Below are 19,111 nucleotides of genomic sequence, written 5' to 3' on the forward strand. Positions count from 1 at the left end.
GAAAATAACGAGAAAGCTAGAACTAATAATGGACTGATTACCTACGATTATAGTACCTTTGGCCTAGTTAGCCTAAAAGAGGAGGCGTTAAGTTAAGGCATGCCAAATGACAGCCTTAGAATAAGGAAAGACCTAACGAAAAGGTAGAAACCAATCCGTCAGGCCTGAGAGTATGAAAAAGCACAGTATCCCCTTGAACTGATTGCAGCAGATCAAGAGGCAGAAGATCCGTGAAACCGCAATGTTTCTCGGTGGGTTTCTTATACGCTTTTTCAGATTAACGATACCATATTTTAAGGAGATTCTCCATTGATTTTTGTGTGAATGAAGTATATGTGGATGTCGGAGAGGAGATTAATATGAATTATCGATTGAAAAGAACTACCCATAAAGCCAAGCAAAGTGCTTTAGCATGGGTGTTAACTATTTGTTTTCTTTTGACTCAAATCTTTTCAGCATCGCCCGTATGGGGTGCTACTGCAGATCCTTCAACCCACGCCTCCGGGACAACACGACTTGCCGGAGGGGACAGATATGAGACAGCAGTTGCGGTAGCTCAAAAAGGCTGGGAAGAATCAGAATATGCTGTTGTGGCTAGAGGGGATGCGTTTCCTGATGCTCTCAGTGCCGGTCCCTTGGCCTATGCGTATGATGCCCCCATTTTACTGACTGCTCCAGGTGCTCTGAACGAAGCTACCTTCAATGAGTTAAAACGCTTAGGCAGTAAAAAGGTCTTTCTAGTTGGTGGAGAAGCGGCCATTTCTCAGAAGGTAGCCGATACTATCAGTAATTCCGGGATGGAAATTGAACGTATAAAGGGGGGTTCACGCTACGATACTGCTGTCGCTGTGGCTCAAAAACTTGGTGCGAAGAGCGAAGTTATCTTGGCCACAGGGAGTGACTTTCCTGATACCCTCTCTATTTCAGCTCTAGCTGCCAAACTCGGTATCCCCATTCTCCTTACCGGGAAGGATGAGTTGCCGAAAAATGTACAAGCTTATCTGCAAGAAAATGCAGTCACCAAGACCTATCTTCTGGGCGGTACTGGGGTTATTAGCACCGCTATCGAGCAAACTGTTCCTCACCCTGTACGTATCCAGGGAGAGGACCGCTATGGGACGAATATCGCGGTGATGGAGCATTTTGCTGCTGAATTGGATTATAGTAATATCTATGTCGCCCAGGGCAGTAATTTCCCAGATGCACTAGCGGGGGCAGTCCTAGCAGCCAAGAAATCCGCCCCCCTCGTTTTAGCTGGCAAGACTCTATCTGATAGTACCAATAAACACCTTACATCTAACCTAGAACTGGATACCAAGGTTATCGGACTTGGCGGTAAGCAAGTTGTGGCAGCCGAGATTTTAGCCGGGATTGTCAACAGTAAAGCACAGATCAAGGCAAGTGAGAAATACAGTAGCGCGGGAACCTACGGACCGGAAAGTGGATCCGCAACGATCGCAGGGGATGTTATCATCAGCAGTCGTGATGTTACCCTGCGAAACACAGTCATCGAAGGAGATCTCTTACTGGCCGCCAGCATCGGTGATGGCAATGTGGAATTAAATAACGTCACGGTCCAAGGGAAAACCATTGTCAACGGTGGCGGTCCCAATAGTATTATCTTAATTGATTTTAATGGTCAAAGCGTAATCGTCGATGTACCCGAAGGAAGCAATGTACGCTTAGTTGCTCAGGGAAGCACGAGTGTTGGAAGTTTGTCCATGGAATCAAACGGTCAACTCCAGGAATCAAATCTCACCGGAGCCGGCTTTACGACAGTAGTGATCCCAGCCGGCGCACAAGTGACTTTGAGCGGAACCTTTGACCAGGTCAATATCCAAAGTGCAGGTGCCCAAGTCAATGTGCAGCAAGGTAGTATTAATACGATGACCATTGCCCCATCGGCGACAAATGCTGCGGTTAACTTGGCAGCCAATGCTACAGTAACCACTTTAAATGCTGAAGCAGCCGCCAACGTGACTGGACAAGGTCAAATAACTACCGCTAACATCAAGACCGATGGCGTGTCCATCGAGCAGAAACCCCAGAATATCACCGTTTCTGAAGGGGTCAAGGATGCCAGTGTAGGCGGTGAGAAGGTGGATGATACAACTCCTTCGACGACACCAGCACCGGCTGCAGGTGGTGGCGGGGGATTTGGTGGCGGCGGTGGCGATAATACGCCGAGCACAACGCCGGTAAGTGGTGTGAGTGTTACCGGTGATGCTACTGTCGGACAAATTCTGACAGCAAATCCAACACCGGTAAATGCGACGGTATCCTACCAGTGGATGAGATCCGATTCTCTAAACGGCACGTACACTAACATTAGCGGGGCAACAAGCAAAACGTATACTCTAACTAATGAGGATTTGTTCAAGTTTATCAAAGTTACTGTTACCGGTACTAGTAGATATACGGGAACACAAACAAGTACAGCAGTTGAGGTAGCCAAGGTGATCATAACAGCAACTGAACTTAAGGCAGCAGTAGCAGATGCAAATGTCAAGCTGATCAAGTTGGGCGCAGACATTACCTTAGACTCGTACTTGAATGTGACTAGGGACATAACAATTGATGGTAATAATCATAAGCTGATAAGAGACGTAGCAGATCCGGCAACTGACAATGAAAGCTATGTCGTGATGGTATTCTCAGGCAAGCTAATTGCAAAGAATATTGAGCTTGTATCCAACAACACACAGACGAGTCCAGTGGCGAATGCAGTGGGGATTACAGTGCAGACGGGTGCATCGTTGGATTTGGATGGCGCAAAGATCACTTCAGCAAGCGCCAATAGAAATGCTTACGGTGTTTACCTTCAAAGCGGTGTAGTTGCAGCATCGATTAAGAACACGGTATTCAATCTTACCGCAAATGCAGTGAATAAAAGTAGGATTGCGATCGGATTGGAAACATCAGATGTGGGAAATGCCAATCCATTCAGCATCCTTACCAAGAGTGGCAACACAATTCCCGCCGGGGCTTATGAATTATCCTTCTATGTGCCCGCAGGTTTTAGGGGAGACCCAGAGGAATTGATGGAGGCAGCATTGGCTAGTGGTCAACACGGCAAGTACTGGGGAGATAGAGTAATAGTAACGGTTAGCACAAAGGAAGACTTGTTAGCAAAATTAGCAGACCCAAGTGTCAATCTAATCAAATTAGATGCGAACATTACCTTAGACAGTACTTTAGTTGTAGGCAGAGCAGTTACAATTGACGGAAAAGGATTTTCTGTTAATCAGGCTGTAAACATTACTGCAGCTGATGTGAGTATTAAGAATCTTACCGGCACGGTGGTGGATAGAACCGTTCATCAATTAAGCGGGGTAGGGAGTGCGACGGCGTTCTTTGTCAATGCCAATAATGTTGCCTTGGAAAACATCAAGGTCGATGGAAAATCTGCTGCTCCTACAATTGCGGTAATTGGCTGGAAGGGCGCGAAGTTTTCCGTTTCGAACTCAAATTTTGCCAATGTAACAACAGGTATTTTTGCCCATCTTGGCTACACAGAATCACCGTTTCAAAGTAAGTTAACCGCTACAGGAAACACATTTACAAATGTATTAGCTGGTATTGGTGGTACGCAAAAAACTGATTTGACCGCGACAGGCAACATATTCACCTCTATTCAAGCAGGCGGAGAGGGTATTGGACTAGGCAGTGGTGTCAATGTTATCGGTTCAACAGACCCGGGTGTAAGTGGTGCCGATGTTAGTTATCTTGAATCGAACAATGCATTCAGCTATGGCGAAGGTAATAAAGTCAAGGATTATCGGCTAGCGGCTGTAACAACAAAAGCTGAATTAGAAGCAGCACTAGCCAATGTTAATACTTCAATTATCAATATAAGCGGTACAATCGGGGCAGCCGGCAATTATACGGCTTACGAAATAACCAAGCCTGTTACTATTGCTGGTCAGCCGGGAGCAGAGATTTACGGATCATTTATCATCAAGACTGATGGTGTTACGATCAATGGATTAACTATGTACACTCGCGGTGGTGGTAATGGACCGTTAAAAGCAGCAATTGACGTTATTGCTAAGACTGTCACTATTACCAATAATATTTTTGAATTACCTAATCCAGCTGCTTTAGCGACGAATGGTGGAGTTGGTAATGGAGTAACTATATGGCCTAATGGACTCGCAAGTATTACTGACGCTAGCTACAACATTAGTGGTAATACCTTTGTGGGTTACAGCGCCGATACAGCAAACTGGTCATCAACAGGCTTACAGATTGCAGAAGGATTGGACTTAGCAAGATTTAATATGGGCGGTACTGTATCTGCAGTTGTAGATCTTGGCGTAGCAGAAGAAAACTTAGCAAAGGGTAATATTTATACAAATTGTTCGAATAATTATGTCCACAGTAATTGGACGGGTGGAATGACATACAAATACTATTTCGCTTCCGATGTAGAGCAACTAAGTTCCCTTGAATATATGGGAGACGGCGGGACTATGCTACTGGCGTCAGGTGAGTATAAACTAGCAAAACAACTGAAGATTACCAAACCCTTATCTATCGTAGGCGCGGGGGGAGTAGCGATTACAGTTGCCGATCCTTTCTACCAGGGGACCCAAAACTCAGATAAGCACTTAATTTCAATTAATAGTGTCCGCGGCCTAGTTGAACTTGAAAACTTGGTTATTCATAGTTCTACTCGATCAGGGATTAATGTCTTTGAATCGGACAACGTGACATTGAAAAATATTTCATCTTATAATAACGCAGGGGCTGGCTTGGTCGTTAATAACTCTATAGTTGTCGCTGATGGATTTAATACAAGCGGCAATGCTTGGGGATATGGAATTAATGTTGACAACGGCTCAAGTCCTAGTCCAGGCGCACCGGCAACAAAATTCACGCTCAATAGTGGAATAGTAGCTGAAGCGAAGCAAATTGTTTCTGATGCAGGCAATGTGGAAATAGTTGCACCAAATTATTCGATACTTATCAAAGACGTAAGTAAGGTGTTCGGAGCAAATATCACAGGCTGGTATGGTGAAGGGAATCAACTTTTAGATACATCAGTCAACTTTGATTTTGATATCATTAATGTTTCGGACATTGATTCAATCAAATTCTCCTTGTACAACAATGATGAATTACTAGGCACGCGATTATCAACCGGTGCTAATCTAGTTACATTATTAAAAGACTGTGCCCAATATTGGGAAAAGACCGCAGATACCTATACGCAAGTTAAGGGTAAAAGAACGATGTCAGCTGCCTTTAGCACTAGGACTGAACAAAATGATAATAGTTACTGGATAAGTTCGCCTTGTACAGCAACCAATGCATATATACCGAATCGATTGGTTGTTGAGGTTTTTGTTGATAATGTGACCTATACAGCGACTTATTCAAGATAATCCTATAAGGCCCCCTGTATTGAATATCAATATCAGAGAACCCAGGTCACTCTTTTGAGCGACCTGGGTTCTTACTGCAGTTCATCATTTGCGTAATTTCATCTATACCGAAACGTCCCTTTTATTGATTAGCTAATGACTTTGCCGGAGATATTGGCTGGTCCAGAGATGACGATATCTCCTTGTGCAGGCTGCAAGTTCGAAGCAAGCAATCGATAGACGTGGTGACCGGCCGGTACGTTGGTTAAAACAGCTTGGAACGAGGTGGTCATCTCGAGATCCGCATCTTCACCATCGACAACGGATTCCTGATGGACTGAGGCAACTGCGATACCATCTTGTAATACCACAAGCCTAATGGTAGGTTGTAAACTACCAACGGGGTTCACGACTTCCCAGCCAACAGAGGTTAACAATTCTACAAAGTTAACCGACTGAGGGACAAAAAGACCAAACTCTAATACAAGGGTCTCTAAGCCTGTGAGTGGTAGAAAAGTGGTATCGACTTGATTGGTCAAGAGGCTTCTGTTGTAGTTTAATAGTGCCATTTACATTTCTCCTCCTCAATATTTCGTAGTAGCTAGACAATCACTGCTACACTAATAGCATATTAAGAAAGACGAAAAGTGTGTGGACAATCGTTTACATTTTGTATTTTTATGGTAAAATATAGCTGATACATATTGATACTAAGATATATCAGAGGGGGTGTAGAAGTGACTATGGAATTGAAAATCTTTACTGAGATGCTTAAAGATAAAAATGCCTTAAATTTTAATAAACTAAAGTACAAATATGGAGAAGCTAATCTAACTGGATACATAGCCACCCTAAGTGAGAGCTTCTATAATAAGCTCCCAGTGTGTGATTTTAATGGTATGCCAGTAGTAATACTTCCCGCAAAGATCAACCTAACAACTCAGCTTTCAAGGTCTATAGGAAGTTCCTATTCGGGTGAAAAGTACGGGATTCAAGCCATGGAGGATGAAATTATGTCAACGCTGTCCATTGAGCAAATTGACTCTTCAAGGGAGAGCGTAAGGAAAATCTTAAATGGTGGGGCGCCCGAAACAAGTAATGAAAACAAAGCTTATGGTATTAAACGAGGCTTGGATTTTATAGCAGACTCTACAAACAAAATCACAGAGGAGAATTTATATCAGCTTTACAAGCTGGCAGTCGGCGATTTTTTAGATGATGAAGATCGACTGCTACAGGAGCGAAAATATCGGCATGACGCAGTATATATAGTGGGACAGGATATTGAGCATCAGGGACTTAAGCATCAGCTACTTCCGGAGTATATAGCGAATTTGATTGACTATATGCACAAGGATGACGGGTTGGACCAAATTGTTAAATCCATTGTAATTCACTACTATTTTGCCTATCTGCATCCTTATTTCGATGGCAATGGAAGAATGGCAAGGCTTATGCAGCTTTGGTATCTGGTGCAAAAGGGCTATACTTCCGCGCTGTTCATTCCTTTTTCTGCCTATATTGATGACAGTAGGAGCACGTATTACAAAGCGTTTACTTCAATAATGAATAATTATAAGGTTTCCCAGATTCTAGACGTGACCCCGTTTGTTAACTATTTTATTGACTACGTGTTTGTCAAGCTACTGAAAAAACCTGAACCAACGGATGCTCTTCAGAGATTTGAGGAGCTGCTTCAAAGTGGAGAGATTACAGCTAAGGAAAAAGATTTATTTCATTATGTGCTGTCTGCCTATGGTACTCAGGAATTTTCTACAAAGCATCTTGAAAAGGATTATAAAAACGCAGCCTATGCAACGATTAGGAATTTTGTCCTTAAACTTGAGGACAAAGGGCTATTATCGGCACAACGGTATGGCAATAGAGTGCGTTATCGGTTGAAATAAGAAAATCCTGGTCGCTCAAGAGAGTGGCCAGGATTCTTTGCCTATGGTTATGGATGATCTAGCTTTTGCCCGCTGTCAAGCTTCAGGGTTAGTTACCGGTTCAGTCCCCGACCCGGTCTCCGGTTCTACTGTGGGAGGCTTGGGTTCCCCCTCAGGGGTCGCAGGCTCTTCAGGAGGAGTTTCAGGCTCGGCAGGTGCTGGCGGTTCGGGGTTAGGTTCCGGCTTCGGCTTTGCCGGTAGTGCCGGTCCCTTCACAATGATCTTCGGAAGAGAAATGTAGGTGCTTTTGCCTAAGGCTTGAGTTTCTATTACTTCTCCGTTAACCTTGATGGTCCGAGAAGCGGTAGCCACATAGCCGTTTTGTCCGTTTTGTTTGATGATTTCCGTTCCGGGGGCTAAGGTATTGTCTTGAGTGGTTTGAGTCTCGAAGGGAATCACTTGCTCTACTTGATTGGCAATGATAATCTCTCGTCCAGGTGTTGTTTTGCCGTAAAATTCGATAGTAACTGAGCCACCACTAAGCTTAGAACGTATGAGCATATAGCGGTCGGTATCATTTTTAAGCTTTAGATCAATAGCTCCATAGACAACGGTAGCATCACGCCCCAAGGGCACATAGGCTACAGCTAAGCCGTGATTGGTACGTTCTTCAATCTTGAGGTTCGCTAGAAGACCGGCATTGTAGAGGGTGCTGGAGACTTGACAGATGCCACCGCCCAAGCCGGGTACGAATTCACCATTGACGATGATGAGGGCATCTTGGTAGCCTCGGTCACCGGTTCTTTCGCCGACAATTTTATTAAAGGAGATAATCCCTCCGGGTTCGATCAGGGCACCATCCAAGGATTCGGCCGCAAGGCGGACATTGGCGCTTCGTTCAATATTACCGGGGTCGAACCAAGTCGTATAGCTGGCAATCAGCCCGTCAATTTTCTTGGCCTCCAGCTCGGCGGCGGTGACAGTAGGCGCTACTTCTACCCGATCGACCTTAAGCGGGGTTAGTTCTTGGAGCATGTGGATCTCTTTAATTTGGGTGAGAAGAGCGACCGTATCGATGGATTGACCGATTTGTTCCGCTTGGATACTCATCTGGTTCTGATCATTGATCGTAAAGGAAGCATCCATGGGTGCTTTTTCAAAAGAGGCTAAGCTTTTCTTTAAGGTATCGGCAAGCTTTTGCTCATCCCAATGGAGTCCGAGATCTAGGGGTGCACCTTGGGAAGCATTCGCCTTTTGGATTCGGGCAAAGAGTGAACCCGGTTGATTCTGTGCATAAGCCTCAGCAATGAGGGTGTCGACTTCTACTCTAGGGTCAAGGTCTTTCAAGGGTAGCTCGACAATTTCTCCGTCGATCTGGAATTTGAGCGGTTGAGCTAACCAGGTTTCGAGCTCGGCAGTGATTTTTTCTTTGGCCTGCTCTTGGGTGAGCTTGCTAATATCAACTCCGGCGAGGGTGGTGCCTTCGCTGAAGGGTCGATCATTTTGCGCATAGAAGAAATAGTTAATTCCCAAGGTGGTGGCTAAGGAGAGGCCGACAAACAGGAGGGCTAATACTACATATTTTTTGGTCTTCAAGCTGTTTCCCCCAAATATAAATTCTGAAATACAATTTTGTATCTTGCGAGATTCTTCGTCTAAAATTATTAATCGTCTAGTAATTATTCTTCGTCTAGAGTGATTTTCCTCTATGTAAAAAAATCCTCACCCACCAGAATTTTTGGATAAGAGGTCAAAAAGAAGAGTGTCACCGGCCTTATTAAAAAGGAACGGTGACACTCCTAAGTATAGATAAGTAGAAATACTTCTAGCGTCTTCTTCTGGAAGACTTGCCATAGGCAACATTTCTTGGTTGCGAGCCATGAGAACTTTCATCTGTAGAAGATTCCTCAGTATCATCTTCGAGTGGATCTAAGGGTTTTAAAATGTCATCCACATCGATATCGCTTTCTGATTCTCGTTCGCTAGCCGAAGCGACTTCTTCAGCAGCTTTAACTTGTTTGGGAGCCTGCTTCTGTGCATCTTCTAAGAGACAGCTTGTGCCAATGAATTGGGCCCCTTGGTCGATCTTCAGCTGTTTGCTAAAAATATTGCCTTTCATGCGGGCAGTGGAACAGAGCTCAAAGGTCTCTTGGGTGACTACATCGCCACGGATTTCGCCGGAGAGGCTGACGGCATTAGCTTTGATATTGGCCTTGATAACAGCACTGGGGCCGACGATGAGGTCCCCGCTGATAACGATTTGTCCTTCAACCTTGCCGTCGATGCGGGCATTGCCCTTGAGGCTGAGTTTGCCATTGAACTCGGCATCACCGGCAATATAGGTTGTTTCACCGGAACCGGCTTGAAATGTACTGGACGTGCGCTTTGGACTCTCTGGATTTTTACCCCACATTCGCTCATTGCTCCTTTGTAAAATCTGTGAATTGTAGTGGATCGACGGTTACGCCGTTGATGCGGGCTCCATAATGGAGATGGGAGCCGGTGCTACGTCCGGAGTTTCCGCTGTAGGCGATCAGTTCACCTTTCTCTATCTTATCTCCCTCTTTAAAAAGCAAGCGAGAATTATGGGCATAGATGGTTTCTATCCCCTGACCATGGTCGATCTCGAGGACGCGACCATAGACTCGATCGTAGGTTGAGACGGTGACTACACCGGAAGCGGTGGCATAGACTTCGGTACCATAATCACAAGGCATGTCTACCCCGTTATGAAACTCCTTCGACCACCCACCGAAAGGATTGCGGCGATAACCAAATTCCGAAGCAATGTCGAAATCCACCTTGAGGGGCAAGATACTGGGGGTGTGGTCGATTTCCTCTTGGTTCTCTACGGCCAGAGCATAATAGTTTTCCAAAAGTTTCAGCTCTCGGGAAATTTGTTCTGGGTCACTGATCGTAGGTGCTGGGGTGGTAGGGGTGGTAGGGGTGGTGCTACCACGGCTTAGGGTAGAGGAAGCGATGCTGGTATTACTGGTGGTAGAAAAGGCGGATGATTTATCAGGGTCAATTTTGAGGATAGAGGTGAGACGCAATTCGAGCTCTTGCATGGTAGCAATGTCTTTCACTACCTGTTGAGATTGAGCCTTCAGCTGAGCAATCTCCTGATCCTTGGCCAGGTTTTCCTGCTTAAGCTCTTCAACAGCTGCTAATTGAGCTTCTTGTGCACCGACAGTTTTAGATAGATAGAGATTAAAGGAGAACATTCCAACGAAGAGGAGGCAGATGGAACAGATTCCGGAGATAATCAGTTGTCTCCCTTTTCGGGTCACTTGAAACTGCTTGGTTTGACCATGATCCGGTGGGATCATTAAAAAGGTATATTTATTCTTCACAAGTTAAACTCCTTCGTCAGCTGGTTTAGACTCTGAGGCGGACATTGCTTCAGCTTTAGCTATTTCTGCTTTGGCAGCTTCCGAGATGGCTTTGGCTTTGGCTGCTTCGGCTTCCGTTAGGGCCTTGGCGTCTGCTTTGGCCTTCGTTTTGGCCTTTCCTTTGATGCGAAACTCACGCCAGATGGCCATAAAGAAGACAATGAGGGCACCGGCCAGGGCCGAACCCAAGATAACAAGGACTAGGGGAACCTCAGCAACATACCACAATAAATTTATGGCCACGGGGGCGGCATTTTGTACGGCAAAGATGGCCACAATTAAAGCAATAACTAGGGTGAAAATCAAAAAAATCATCTTAGCACCCCTTTCATTAAGATGGTAACGCATTCCAAGACGTAGAACAACCAAATTTATTTTCGACCTTGTCCCTTGAGAATCCTGCCAAAAGAAGGGGATTTTCGAAAATTTATCTCGACTATCCCTTAGTATGGCAATATTATAACAAAAATATATGTGGGAATTTTCTCAAAAGGTCGGAAATTAAGCAGGATTATTGCAATTTGTCGAGAATTGATATTAAGAGTAATTATAATAATTTACCAGTATTTATAGTAATATAAGGAAATAAACGGCGGGTAGACCCCAAAGGAAACTAAGGAAAAGCCGAGAGAAAAAGGCGATAGAACTGTGAGGAATGATGAGTGCGAGCAGAGGGAAACAATAGATCAAGGCCCTTATCCCTAGGGATGATAGATTTTTGTGAATCCACAGGCGATATTTTTGCTCGGGTTTTCGAGTATGCCCAAGAAGGGATTTCCATCACAAACCCCCAAGGTGAGATTATCTATGTGAATTCGGCTTTTACCCAAACTACAGGCTACACTCTAGCAGAGGCGCTGGGTAAGAATCCGCGGATTCTCAAGTCCGGTCGTCATTCGCAGCAGTTCTATGCCACTATGTGGGGAGATCTGTCTGTCAAAGGTCAGTGGCATGGGGAGATCTGGAATAGGCGAAAAAATGGGGAAATTTATCCGGAATGGCTAAACATTCACGCTGTTCGCCATGGGGAGCTGGGTCTCACCCATTACATAGCGATTTTCCGGGATATCACTGAGGATATGCGAATTCGCCAAGAGGTCGAATTAGCTGGACGAATTCAAAAAAAGATTTTACGGCCAGATTTTGCTAATGATAAATTAACCATGAAGAGTATTTTTCTTCCTTACCAGCATTTAAGCGGAGATTATTATGATTATCGCTGGGATGAGAAGAATCAGATTTTTAAGGGCTTCCTTTTTGATGTGATGGGTCATGGCGTGGTTACAGCCCTACAAGTGTCTGCCCTGCGAGTTCTCTTCCGACAAGTGGTCGGACGGCAAATCCCCCTCTCCAAGAAGGTGGAGTGGATGAATAAGGAAGCAGTCGGCATTCTTCCAGAGGATTCTTTTGCAGCGGCGACACTTTTTGATATTGATTTAGCTCAGGGGAAGCTCACCTACGTGATGGCAGGCATTAACCATTTCCTAATATCTTCTGCAGAGGGAGGAGGGTCAGGGGTCGAGGCCCTAAGCCAACCGGGGATTTTTTTAGGGATTTCAGAGCATGCCGAGTTCGAGGAGCACGAATGCCCAGTTAGACCGGGGGATGGGCTGATTTTCCTTACGGATGGCTTCTATGATTTGATTCAAGCAAAAGCATGCCCTCTACAAGGGCAAAGTATAATGGGTGTGATGACTTGGCTGGATTCCTTAGCCAAAAAGAAAGAACTAACCGATGACGCCACTGCTTTAGGGTTTATCCTCAGTGAAAAAGGAGGGTAAGGATATGCGGCAAAAAATAATGCGGAAAACTTTTTATACAGAGCAGGAGTATCGCGACGATCGTGAGCAATTGCAGCACTGTTTGCGGGAGGCTTTGGCGATGCAGGGTGGCAAGGATACGGACTCCTTAGAAAACGAGGTCACTTTGCTGGAAATAGCTCTGAATGAAGCGGTGAACAACGCTTTTAAATATGCTGAAGACAAGGTCGCTGTTCCGGCGGTAACCCTTAGCATGTGTTTGCTCCATTCCCAATGGCTAATTATTCGAGTTAAGGATAGTGGCACCGGCTTTAAAGCTGATCAAGTCATGGCCAAGCTTGCTTGCTTGTGCGGGAAGGAAGAGGAGGCATGGCAGTGGGGAGAATCTGGTCGAGGTCTATATATTATGGCTCAGGTCATGGATAAGGTTCGTTATAATGCCAAGGGTAACTGCGTTATGCTTTTGAAAACATTATTTTAAAATGGGGGTTATGTTTCATGTCAATAAACATTCAGTCTGATAAGCCTGAGGTCCAGGTGGAATTAGAAGGCAAGATATATGTGGAGGATGCGGCGATCCTTAGGGAAAATCTCCTGCAATTGATTGAGAAAGGGAAAACACATTTTGTTTTCGATATGACCAAGCTGAATTACATTGATAGCTCAGGGCTGGGAGTTTTAGTGGCTATTCACAAACGAGCTGTCGAACGCGGCGGCGGGATCGTCGTCAAGGGACTGCAAGGTGCGGTAAAGGAGCTCTTTCTTTTGACCCGCCTCAATCGAGTATTTGAAATAATTTAAGGACCTTAGGCACTAGGAGTTTGATGACTAGAAACAAGGTATATGAAGTGAGGTGTTGAGATGAAAATTGGTGTAAGACTAAAAATTCTCGGCGGATTTCTAGGAATTATGGTCATTTTTATTGCCACGAGTTTAATCAATATGTATTACCAGAACCAGGTGAATGATGAAATCGACAATATCCTGCATCATTCCAGCGTTGTTAATTCTGCCCAGACAATTAAAGCGGATATCTGGAGAGCACAACAAGGGGATATGGCGGGAATATTGCAAAATTTTGAGGAGTTAAGGAGTTTAGAGCGGCTGGAAGTGGAGGATAAACAGGATCTGGAGAAACTCCAACCTTTACTAGAGGCCCATCAGGCTGATCCTACTACGGGGTCGTCAAGCTCTCTCGGGCCCATTGAAGAGGTTTTAACTTCTATTATTGATAGAAATGATAAGGTCCTGTCTGAGCATGAAGGCTTGGTCCATGACATTACCGACCATGCGTCGATGGTGAGTATACTAGGCTTAGCTATTGCCGCTTTGTTTGCCTTATTGATGGGTTATTTTATCTCGCGTTATGTCCTGAATTCTATCAATGAAATCCAAGAGACCATGAGCAAAGCAGGGCTAGGAGACTTAACCGTCGTTGCACCCGTCAAGTCTAATGATGAATTTGGTGACTTAAGTGCGGCCTTCAACGTGATGATCACCCGTTTGTCGGAAGTGGTAAAGCATGTCCGTGAGATGACCGAGAATCTGGCAGCGACATCGGAAGAGTTAGCGGCAACTAGCGAAGAGGCTTCGGCGGCTGTAGCCGAAGTGAGTGAAAGTATGCAGAATGTAGCTGCGGAATCCGATACGGGGGCAAAGTCCATTGTGGAGGCATCTCAGGTTCTACTAGAGCTTTCCTCCTTAACCCAAATCGCTAAAAACCAGAGTCAAGCAGCGGCCGTGAATTCACAACAAACCATGAAAACTGCGGAACAAGGCAAATATACGGTGGATGATGCAGTCAATCGTATGGCGACCATCCGTTCCAAGACCATAGAGACAGAAGAATTGATGCTACAGCTCAATGAGCTTTCCAAACAGATTGATTCGATTACAGGGACTATTACGGGGCTGGCGGACCAAACAAATCTCTTGGCTCTCAATGCTGCTATCGAGGCTGCTCGGGCTGGCGAATCCGGACGGGGCTTCGCCGTGGTGGCTGAGGAAGTCAGGAAGTTGGCCGAGCAGTCTACACAAGGAGCTCATGATGTAGCAGGCTTAGTCCAAAAGGTTCTCCTAGGGGTTGAGGATGTGGTACAAGCCACCCAAATCACCCGGCAAGAGGTGGAGAGTGGAGTTCAGGTTATGAACCAGGCAGGCGACGCCCTCAATAATATTTACGGTGCCGTTAAAAAAACTGCTGAGGATGTCCAGTCCAGCGTCGAAGTGACGGATTCGGAAGTAGCTAGCTCAGATAAGATTGTGACCTTGATTAACTCCGTGGCTTCTGTCATTGAGGGCACCTCCGCTCATGCCGAAGAAGTAGCGGCTTCTTCCCAAGAGATCAACGCATCCTTGGAAACGGTGGCCTCTAGTATCCAAGGAACTGCCCAAATGGCCCAAGAGCTTAATCAAAATGTCGAGCACTTCAAACTCACGGGTACGGTGCTATCGACGATCGAGACTTTGGAAAAGGCTAAAACCGACCACTTGCTCTGGAAGTCACGCATTGTCAATATGCTGAAGGGCATTGAGAAGGTTGCGCCTGAGGAAGTTACTTCACATGTGCACTGTCGTTTGGGTAAATGGTACTTCCAAGATGACAATACTTTAAAGGGGTATCCCGAATTTAAGGCGTTAGATGAGCCCCATAGTCAGGTTCACAAAATGGCCCAAGAAGCGGCCAAGGCCTACCACGAAGGGAACATTAGGCATGCACAAGCCTGTTTGAAAAAGCTGGATAGACACTCAGGCAAGGTGATCAAATACTTGAATAATTTGATCGAGAAAGAAAAACGCAAATCCCCGACTATTACCTCATAAAATAGACACCATACGATAATACGATAAGTTGTAAAGCGAGATTGGGTTTCAGCCATGGAATCTGTCTCGCTTTTCTTTATTCTTCCATATTCCTACAATTTCTACTAAAAAACAGGTAAATCCCAGCTGAAACAAAGGCTGGCCTCGACATTTTTTTCGATATTTTTTAGCAAAAATACATTAGAATAATTATAGAACCATATATACCCATCTCTCAAAAAAAGAGCTAATCCGTAAGTATGTCAGAAGGACAAGTCAGTGTGATTAAATGTACTCTTTTCCTATGCGTTGTATCAACCTTCCTGTATCTCCAATCAAGTAGAATGGTCTTAAAATGATGAAGGGAGTGGTTTGGGTATGATAGCTAAAGTTAACAGAGAGAGTTGTATTGGGTGTGGGGCGTGCGAAAGTGTGTGTCCCAAGGTATTTCAGATGGATGAGGAAGGATTAGCCATTGTCATTGCGACCCCTGTTCCCCAGGATGAGGAAGCTGGGGCACAGGAAGCAGCAGATGGTTGTCCAGTCGAAGCAATTACCTTGGAATAGAAAGTGACTGATTATATGGACAACGAGTATTTACTTAAAGAAATTGAAGATTTAAGGCACCAACTTTATGTCTTATCCGAAGATAAGGAACTGGCGGACCCTGAGGTGGTCCAATTGAGCCAGGAATTAGATATCTTGTTAAATATTTATTATAGGAATTACCTGAATAGGAACTATCTTAGGCTAGATTATCGTAAGGTTGTTTGAAGGGAAGAGTAACCCCAAAGCAGTAACTGCTTTGGGGTTTGCTTTATAGGAGAGTGGTAAAAGTCTCAGCGAAGCCGGGTTTTCTTTATCCAAAAGTCAGTATATAATCCAAGGTAGAGATTGGAGTTGATGCACATGATAGAGAGTACAGGGATTGCTTGGGTAGATGGTAAGATTACCAGTATGGAAGAGGCGAGGATACCTTTTCTTGACCGTGGGTATTTTTTTGGTGATGGAGTTTATGAAGCGGTCAAGGTCATCGAGGGTAAGCTTTTCGCTTTGGAAGAGCATCTGGAGCGTTTTGAACGGAGTATGAAGGAAATTCGCATTACCCCACCTAAAACGAAAGCGGAATTTACAGATATTATCAGGGAGTGTATAGAAAAAGCAGGAATACCTAATGCCATGGTTTATTTACAGGTAACAAGAGGGGTTGGCCCGAGAATGCATGCCTTTTTACCCCAAGGGGAGCCGATGGTCACTTTGTTTGTGGCCCCGATGGACTCCTTAGAGGAAAGTGTACGGGTAGCTGGAGTCAGCTGTATTACGGTACCGGATGAGCGATGGGCTCATCCTCATATCAAGACCCTTAACCTCTTGCCTAATGTCTTAGCCAAACAGGCTGCCGCAGAGAAAGGAGCATTTGAGGCTATTTTTGTCCTAGGAACAGAACCTGGTGGAGGTGTGGTTACAGAGGCCTCCAGCAGTAATATAGCTGCAGTCATCAACGGAAAAGTAGTGACTCCGCCCCTCAACGGACGGATCTTACCCGGGGTCAGTCGGGCGATCATGCTGGAGACCGCCCGGGCAGCCGGAATAGAGGTAGAAGAGCGGGAAATTACCTTAGAGGAGCTACTTAGCGCTGAAGAGGTCATCCTCACCAGCACGGGTGTCGAGGTCTTAGGGGTGCGCGAACTAGATGGGGTGACTGTAGGACAAGGGGTTGCCGGTCCGCTGACGCGACGGTTATATGAAGTTTTTATGGCTGGATCTGTTCAGCGATTATCGTAGGCGTTGTCCCGCAAGGGATAGCGCCTATCTCTTTTTCAAGGATTAACGTTAGAAGTGCAAAACTGAGATATGGAGTCGGAAAAGGATGATGAATAATGTATTGCTTAACGTTATACAATAGAATATAATAATTAGAACGAAAGGTGGTGCTATTATGGCTACTAAAACTGCAAATGTTCTCGCACGTGTCGAGCCAGAAATAAAGGAAAAAGCGGAAGCTATCATGTCAAAACTGGGAATTCCGGCTTCCGTTGTTATCAATATGCTCTACAAGCAAATTATAATGACCAAGAGTATTCCGTTTTCTTTGTCGCTTCCCGACTTGCCGATGGCCCGGGATGAAATGAATGCAGACACATTCAATACAATTATGCAGAATGGCTTGGATGAAGCAAAAGCTGGCCATTCTCGTGTAGTTTCTGAGGTGTTTGTTGACCTAAGACGAGGATTATAGCTTATGGCAGACAATATGTATACGGTTAAAATCACCACACAGGCGGAGGAACAACTGCAGGAAATCGTAAAATACATCGCTTTCGAGTTAAAGGCACCGAAAGCAGCCATACGCCTGCTTAATGAAATGGAAGACTCGATCTCGTCTCTTTCACAGTTTCCGCAGCGGGTTGCGTTGACCGAGGAAGAACCGTGGCGTACTTGTGGCGTTCGCAAAATGTCTGTGAAAAATTTTTTCGTTTATTTTTGGATTGACGAAGAAAATAGTAAGGTGCAGGTTACCGCCGCTATTTTCAGCAAGCGTGACCAACTAAAACAGCTTTCGCAGATGGGTATGGAGTAAAATACTGCAAATTATAAGTATTTATGATTAAAAGGGCTTGGCCTCGTTTGAAGCTAAGCTCTTTTGCGTACAAAATATAGTTGGGTGAAATATCCAGAGCATGGCCGGGGGAGATGCTTTATAATAAGTTTCAGAGGATTGGCAGAGGAGAGCTGTGATGAGAACTGAGATAAATAATTGGGCTCCCAGCCTTGTGGGTTGGTATAAACGGGTTAAGAGGGATTTGCCTTGGCGAAGGTCAAAGGATGCTTATGCTATATGGGTATCTGAGGTGATGCTTCAGCAGACTCAGGTTATCACTGTTATTCCTTATTACCAACGGTTTATGGAGCGGTTTCCGGATGTCTTCGCTCTGGCTAAAGCAAGCGAAGAAGAGGTGTTGGAGCTATGGCGTGGGCTGGGGTATTACTCTCGTGCCAGAAGGTTATGGGAGGGTGCCCGCTACGTGGTGAGGACAACAGCGGGAAGAATGCCGGAAGACTTTACCTCCCTGCTCATGATCCCCGGAGTTGGTGAATATACTGCCGGGGCTATTGCTAGTATTGCTTATGAAGAACGTGTCCCGGCGATCGATGGGAATGTGAAAAGAGTGTTGAGCCGCCTTCGGCGCTGGGAAGAAGATGTGGAAAAAGCCAAATCTTATCGCTTTTTTCAAGAGTACTTAAAAATTATTTTACCTGCGGATTGTCCGGGGGACTTTAACCAAGGATTGATGGAGCTGGGGGCGACGGTGTGTACTCCCAAGAATCCTAAATGCGGACTATGCCCACTGCAGGATGATTGTCAGGGTTATACATTAGGTGATCCTATGGTCTACCCGGTGAAAAAAGGTCGTGAGAAGGTTAAGGAAGTCCTTCGTCCAACTCTAATCCTGTTGCACGGGGGGCAAGTTCTTCTGAAGAAACGACCCTCGAGAGGGCTGTTGGCTAATCTGTGGGAATTTCCGGGGGAAGAACTCATGCTCGACTCCCTGGCAGACTATTCTTGGTATGATCTCTACAAAACACAGGTGATCGACCGCACTTATGATGAGCTCGTCGAGGAACTGCTTCAGGTTAAACCGAATGTACAAGGGCCCTTAGTCCATACGTTCAGCCATCGACGTTGGCATATGTATTGGGTAGTCATAAATCTTGATACCGTTCATGATTTAGAACGAGTGCTTAGGGAGTCATCTTTAGATTATCTTGGGTCTAAGGATGGGGGCAGGTGGCTGGAGATATCGCAGCTGGAGCGCATCGCTCTGCCGGTGGCTTTTCAGAAGATCTGGTCCACCGCAACAGGAATCACAGAATGTGTGTCGAATTCCTGTTAGAGATAAGGG

General features: G+C 45.3%; 17 protein-coding genes. 12 read left to right on the plus strand and 5 right to left on the minus strand.

Annotated features, from left to right (window positions below; all coding sequences use genetic code 11):
* Window positions 1–320 precede the first annotated feature (320 nt).
* Window positions 321–5,387, plus strand: a complete 5,067-nt coding sequence (locus tag AAC978_RS01535) for a cell wall-binding repeat-containing protein (RefSeq protein WP_341546196.1) — start codon at window positions 321–323, stop codon at window positions 5,385–5,387.
* A gap of 128 nt (window positions 5,388–5,515) precedes the next feature.
* On the opposite strand, the gene AAC978_RS01540 is transcribed toward AAC978_RS01535, so the two are convergent.
* The gene (locus tag AAC978_RS01540; protein WP_341546197.1) at window positions 5,516–5,935 is read right to left on the minus strand and encodes a hypothetical protein; all 420 of its coding nucleotides are present in this window, start codon (window positions 5,933–5,935) and stop codon (window positions 5,516–5,518) included.
* Between the two features lie 174 nt (window positions 5,936–6,109).
* On the opposite strand from AAC978_RS01540, the gene AAC978_RS01545 reads away from it, so the two are divergent.
* Entirely contained in the window at window positions 6,110–7,273 is a 1,164-nt protein-coding gene (locus AAC978_RS01545) for a Fic family protein (RefSeq protein ID WP_341546347.1), read from the plus strand.
* 75 nt (window positions 7,274–7,348) lie between these two features.
* Here AAC978_RS01545 and AAC978_RS01550 read toward each other — a convergent pair whose 3' ends face one another.
* The 4 genes from AAC978_RS01550 to AAC978_RS01565 form a co-directional block, all read right to left on the minus strand.
* Window positions 7,349–8,848: a VanW family protein gene (locus AAC978_RS01550; RefSeq protein ID WP_341546198.1), complete on the minus strand. Its 1,500-nt coding sequence runs from the start codon at window positions 8,846–8,848 to the stop codon at window positions 7,349–7,351.
* 229 nt (window positions 8,849–9,077) lie between these two features.
* The gene (locus AAC978_RS01555; protein ID WP_341546199.1) at window positions 9,078–9,665 is read right to left on the minus strand and encodes a bactofilin family protein; all 588 of its coding nucleotides are present in this window, start codon (window positions 9,663–9,665) and stop codon (window positions 9,078–9,080) included.
* A 4-nt stretch (window positions 9,666–9,669) separates the two neighbouring features.
* Entirely contained in the window at window positions 9,670–10,605 is a 936-nt protein-coding gene (locus AAC978_RS01560) for a M23 family metallopeptidase (protein WP_341546200.1), read from the minus strand.
* A gap of 3 nt (window positions 10,606–10,608) precedes the next feature.
* Entirely contained in the window at window positions 10,609–10,959 is a 351-nt protein-coding gene (locus tag AAC978_RS01565) for a LapA family protein (protein ID WP_341546201.1), read from the minus strand.
* Between the two features lie 392 nt (window positions 10,960–11,351).
* On the opposite strand from AAC978_RS01565, the gene AAC978_RS01570 reads away from it, so the two are divergent.
* The 10 genes from AAC978_RS01570 (at window position 11,352) to mutY (ending at window position 19,102) form a co-directional block, all read left to right on the plus strand.
* Window positions 11,352–12,425 (plus strand): SpoIIE family protein phosphatase, encoded by a 1,074-nt coding sequence (locus AAC978_RS01570; RefSeq protein WP_341546202.1) that lies wholly within the window; start codon window positions 11,352–11,354, stop codon window positions 12,423–12,425.
* Window positions 12,426–12,429: 4 nt separating this feature from the next.
* Window positions 12,430–12,885, plus strand: coding sequence for an ATP-binding protein (locus AAC978_RS01575; RefSeq protein WP_341546203.1), 456 nt, complete (start codon window positions 12,430–12,432; stop codon window positions 12,883–12,885).
* A gap of 17 nt (window positions 12,886–12,902) precedes the next feature.
* Complete coding sequence (locus AAC978_RS01580; RefSeq protein ID WP_341546204.1) at window positions 12,903–13,205, plus strand: STAS domain-containing protein; 303 nt, start codon at window positions 12,903–12,905, stop codon at window positions 13,203–13,205.
* A 60-nt stretch (window positions 13,206–13,265) separates the two neighbouring features.
* Window positions 13,266–15,227, plus strand: a complete 1,962-nt coding sequence (locus AAC978_RS01585; protein ID WP_341546205.1) for a methyl-accepting chemotaxis protein — start codon at window positions 13,266–13,268, stop codon at window positions 15,225–15,227.
* Window positions 15,228–15,584: 357 nt separating this feature from the next.
* A complete protein-coding gene (locus tag AAC978_RS01590; RefSeq protein WP_341546206.1) occupies window positions 15,585–15,773 on the plus strand; it encodes a ferredoxin in 189 nt (62 codons plus the stop codon).
* Window positions 15,774–15,788: 15 nt separating this feature from the next.
* The gene (locus tag AAC978_RS01595) at window positions 15,789–15,980 is read left to right on the plus strand and encodes an aspartyl-phosphate phosphatase Spo0E family protein (protein ID WP_341546207.1); all 192 of its coding nucleotides are present in this window, start codon (window positions 15,789–15,791) and stop codon (window positions 15,978–15,980) included.
* 135 nt (window positions 15,981–16,115) lie between these two features.
* Entirely contained in the window at window positions 16,116–16,991 is an 876-nt protein-coding gene (locus AAC978_RS01600) for a D-amino acid aminotransferase (RefSeq protein WP_341546208.1), read from the plus strand.
* A gap of 154 nt (window positions 16,992–17,145) precedes the next feature.
* On the plus strand, window positions 17,146–17,445 hold the full coding sequence (locus AAC978_RS01605) for a type II toxin-antitoxin system RelB/DinJ family antitoxin (protein ID WP_341546209.1): 300 nt from the start codon (window positions 17,146–17,148) through the stop codon (window positions 17,443–17,445).
* Window positions 17,446–17,448: 3 nt separating this feature from the next.
* Complete coding sequence (locus AAC978_RS01610) at window positions 17,449–17,787, plus strand: type II toxin-antitoxin system RelE/ParE family toxin (protein ID WP_341546210.1); 339 nt, start codon at window positions 17,449–17,451, stop codon at window positions 17,785–17,787.
* Between the two features lie 157 nt (window positions 17,788–17,944).
* On the plus strand, window positions 17,945–19,102 hold the full coding sequence (gene mutY, locus AAC978_RS01615; protein ID WP_341546211.1) for an A/G-specific adenine glycosylase: 1,158 nt from the start codon (window positions 17,945–17,947) through the stop codon (window positions 19,100–19,102).
* Window positions 19,103–19,111: the final 9 nt, after the last annotated feature.

This window comes from Desulfitobacterium sp. THU1 (assembly GCF_038181555.1).
Classification (GTDB): domain Bacteria; phylum Bacillota; class Desulfitobacteriia; order Desulfitobacteriales; family Desulfitobacteriaceae; genus Desulfitobacterium.

Excerpts from the sequence above, each read along its gene's own strand:
- AAC978_RS01595 (WP_341546207.1), top strand. The coding sequence starts at position 15,789 with ATGGACAACGAGTATTTACTTAAAGAAATTGAAGATTTAAGGCACCAA.
- AAC978_RS01545 (WP_341546347.1), top strand. The coding sequence starts at position 6,110 with ATGGAATTGAAAATCTTTACTGAGATGCTTAAAGATAAAAATGCCTTA.
- AAC978_RS01585 (WP_341546205.1), top strand. The coding sequence starts at position 13,266 with ATGAAAATTGGTGTAAGACTAAAAATTCTCGGCGGATTTCTAGGAATT.
- AAC978_RS01570 (WP_341546202.1), top strand. The coding sequence starts at position 11,352 with ATGATAGATTTTTGTGAATCCACAGGCGATATTTTTGCTCGGGTTTTC.
- AAC978_RS01610 (WP_341546210.1), top strand. The coding sequence starts at position 17,449 with ATGGCAGACAATATGTATACGGTTAAAATCACCACACAGGCGGAGGAA.
- AAC978_RS01575 (WP_341546203.1), top strand. The coding sequence starts at position 12,430 with ATGCGGCAAAAAATAATGCGGAAAACTTTTTATACAGAGCAGGAGTAT.
- AAC978_RS01580 (WP_341546204.1), top strand. The coding sequence starts at position 12,903 with ATGTCAATAAACATTCAGTCTGATAAGCCTGAGGTCCAGGTGGAATTA.
- mutY (WP_341546211.1), top strand. The coding sequence starts at position 17,945 with ATGAGAACTGAGATAAATAATTGGGCTCCCAGCCTTGTGGGTTGGTAT.
- AAC978_RS01555 (WP_341546199.1), bottom strand. The coding sequence starts at position 9,665 with ATGTGGGGTAAAAATCCAGAGAGTCCAAAGCGCACGTCCAGTACATTT.
- AAC978_RS01565 (WP_341546201.1), bottom strand. The coding sequence starts at position 10,959 with ATGATTTTTTTGATTTTCACCCTAGTTATTGCTTTAATTGTGGCCATC.
- AAC978_RS01605 (WP_341546209.1), top strand. The coding sequence starts at position 17,146 with ATGGCTACTAAAACTGCAAATGTTCTCGCACGTGTCGAGCCAGAAATA.
- AAC978_RS01600 (WP_341546208.1), top strand. The coding sequence starts at position 16,116 with ATGATAGAGAGTACAGGGATTGCTTGGGTAGATGGTAAGATTACCAGT.
- AAC978_RS01590 (WP_341546206.1), top strand. The coding sequence starts at position 15,585 with ATGATAGCTAAAGTTAACAGAGAGAGTTGTATTGGGTGTGGGGCGTGC.
- AAC978_RS01540 (WP_341546197.1), bottom strand. The coding sequence starts at position 5,935 with ATGGCACTATTAAACTACAACAGAAGCCTCTTGACCAATCAAGTCGAT.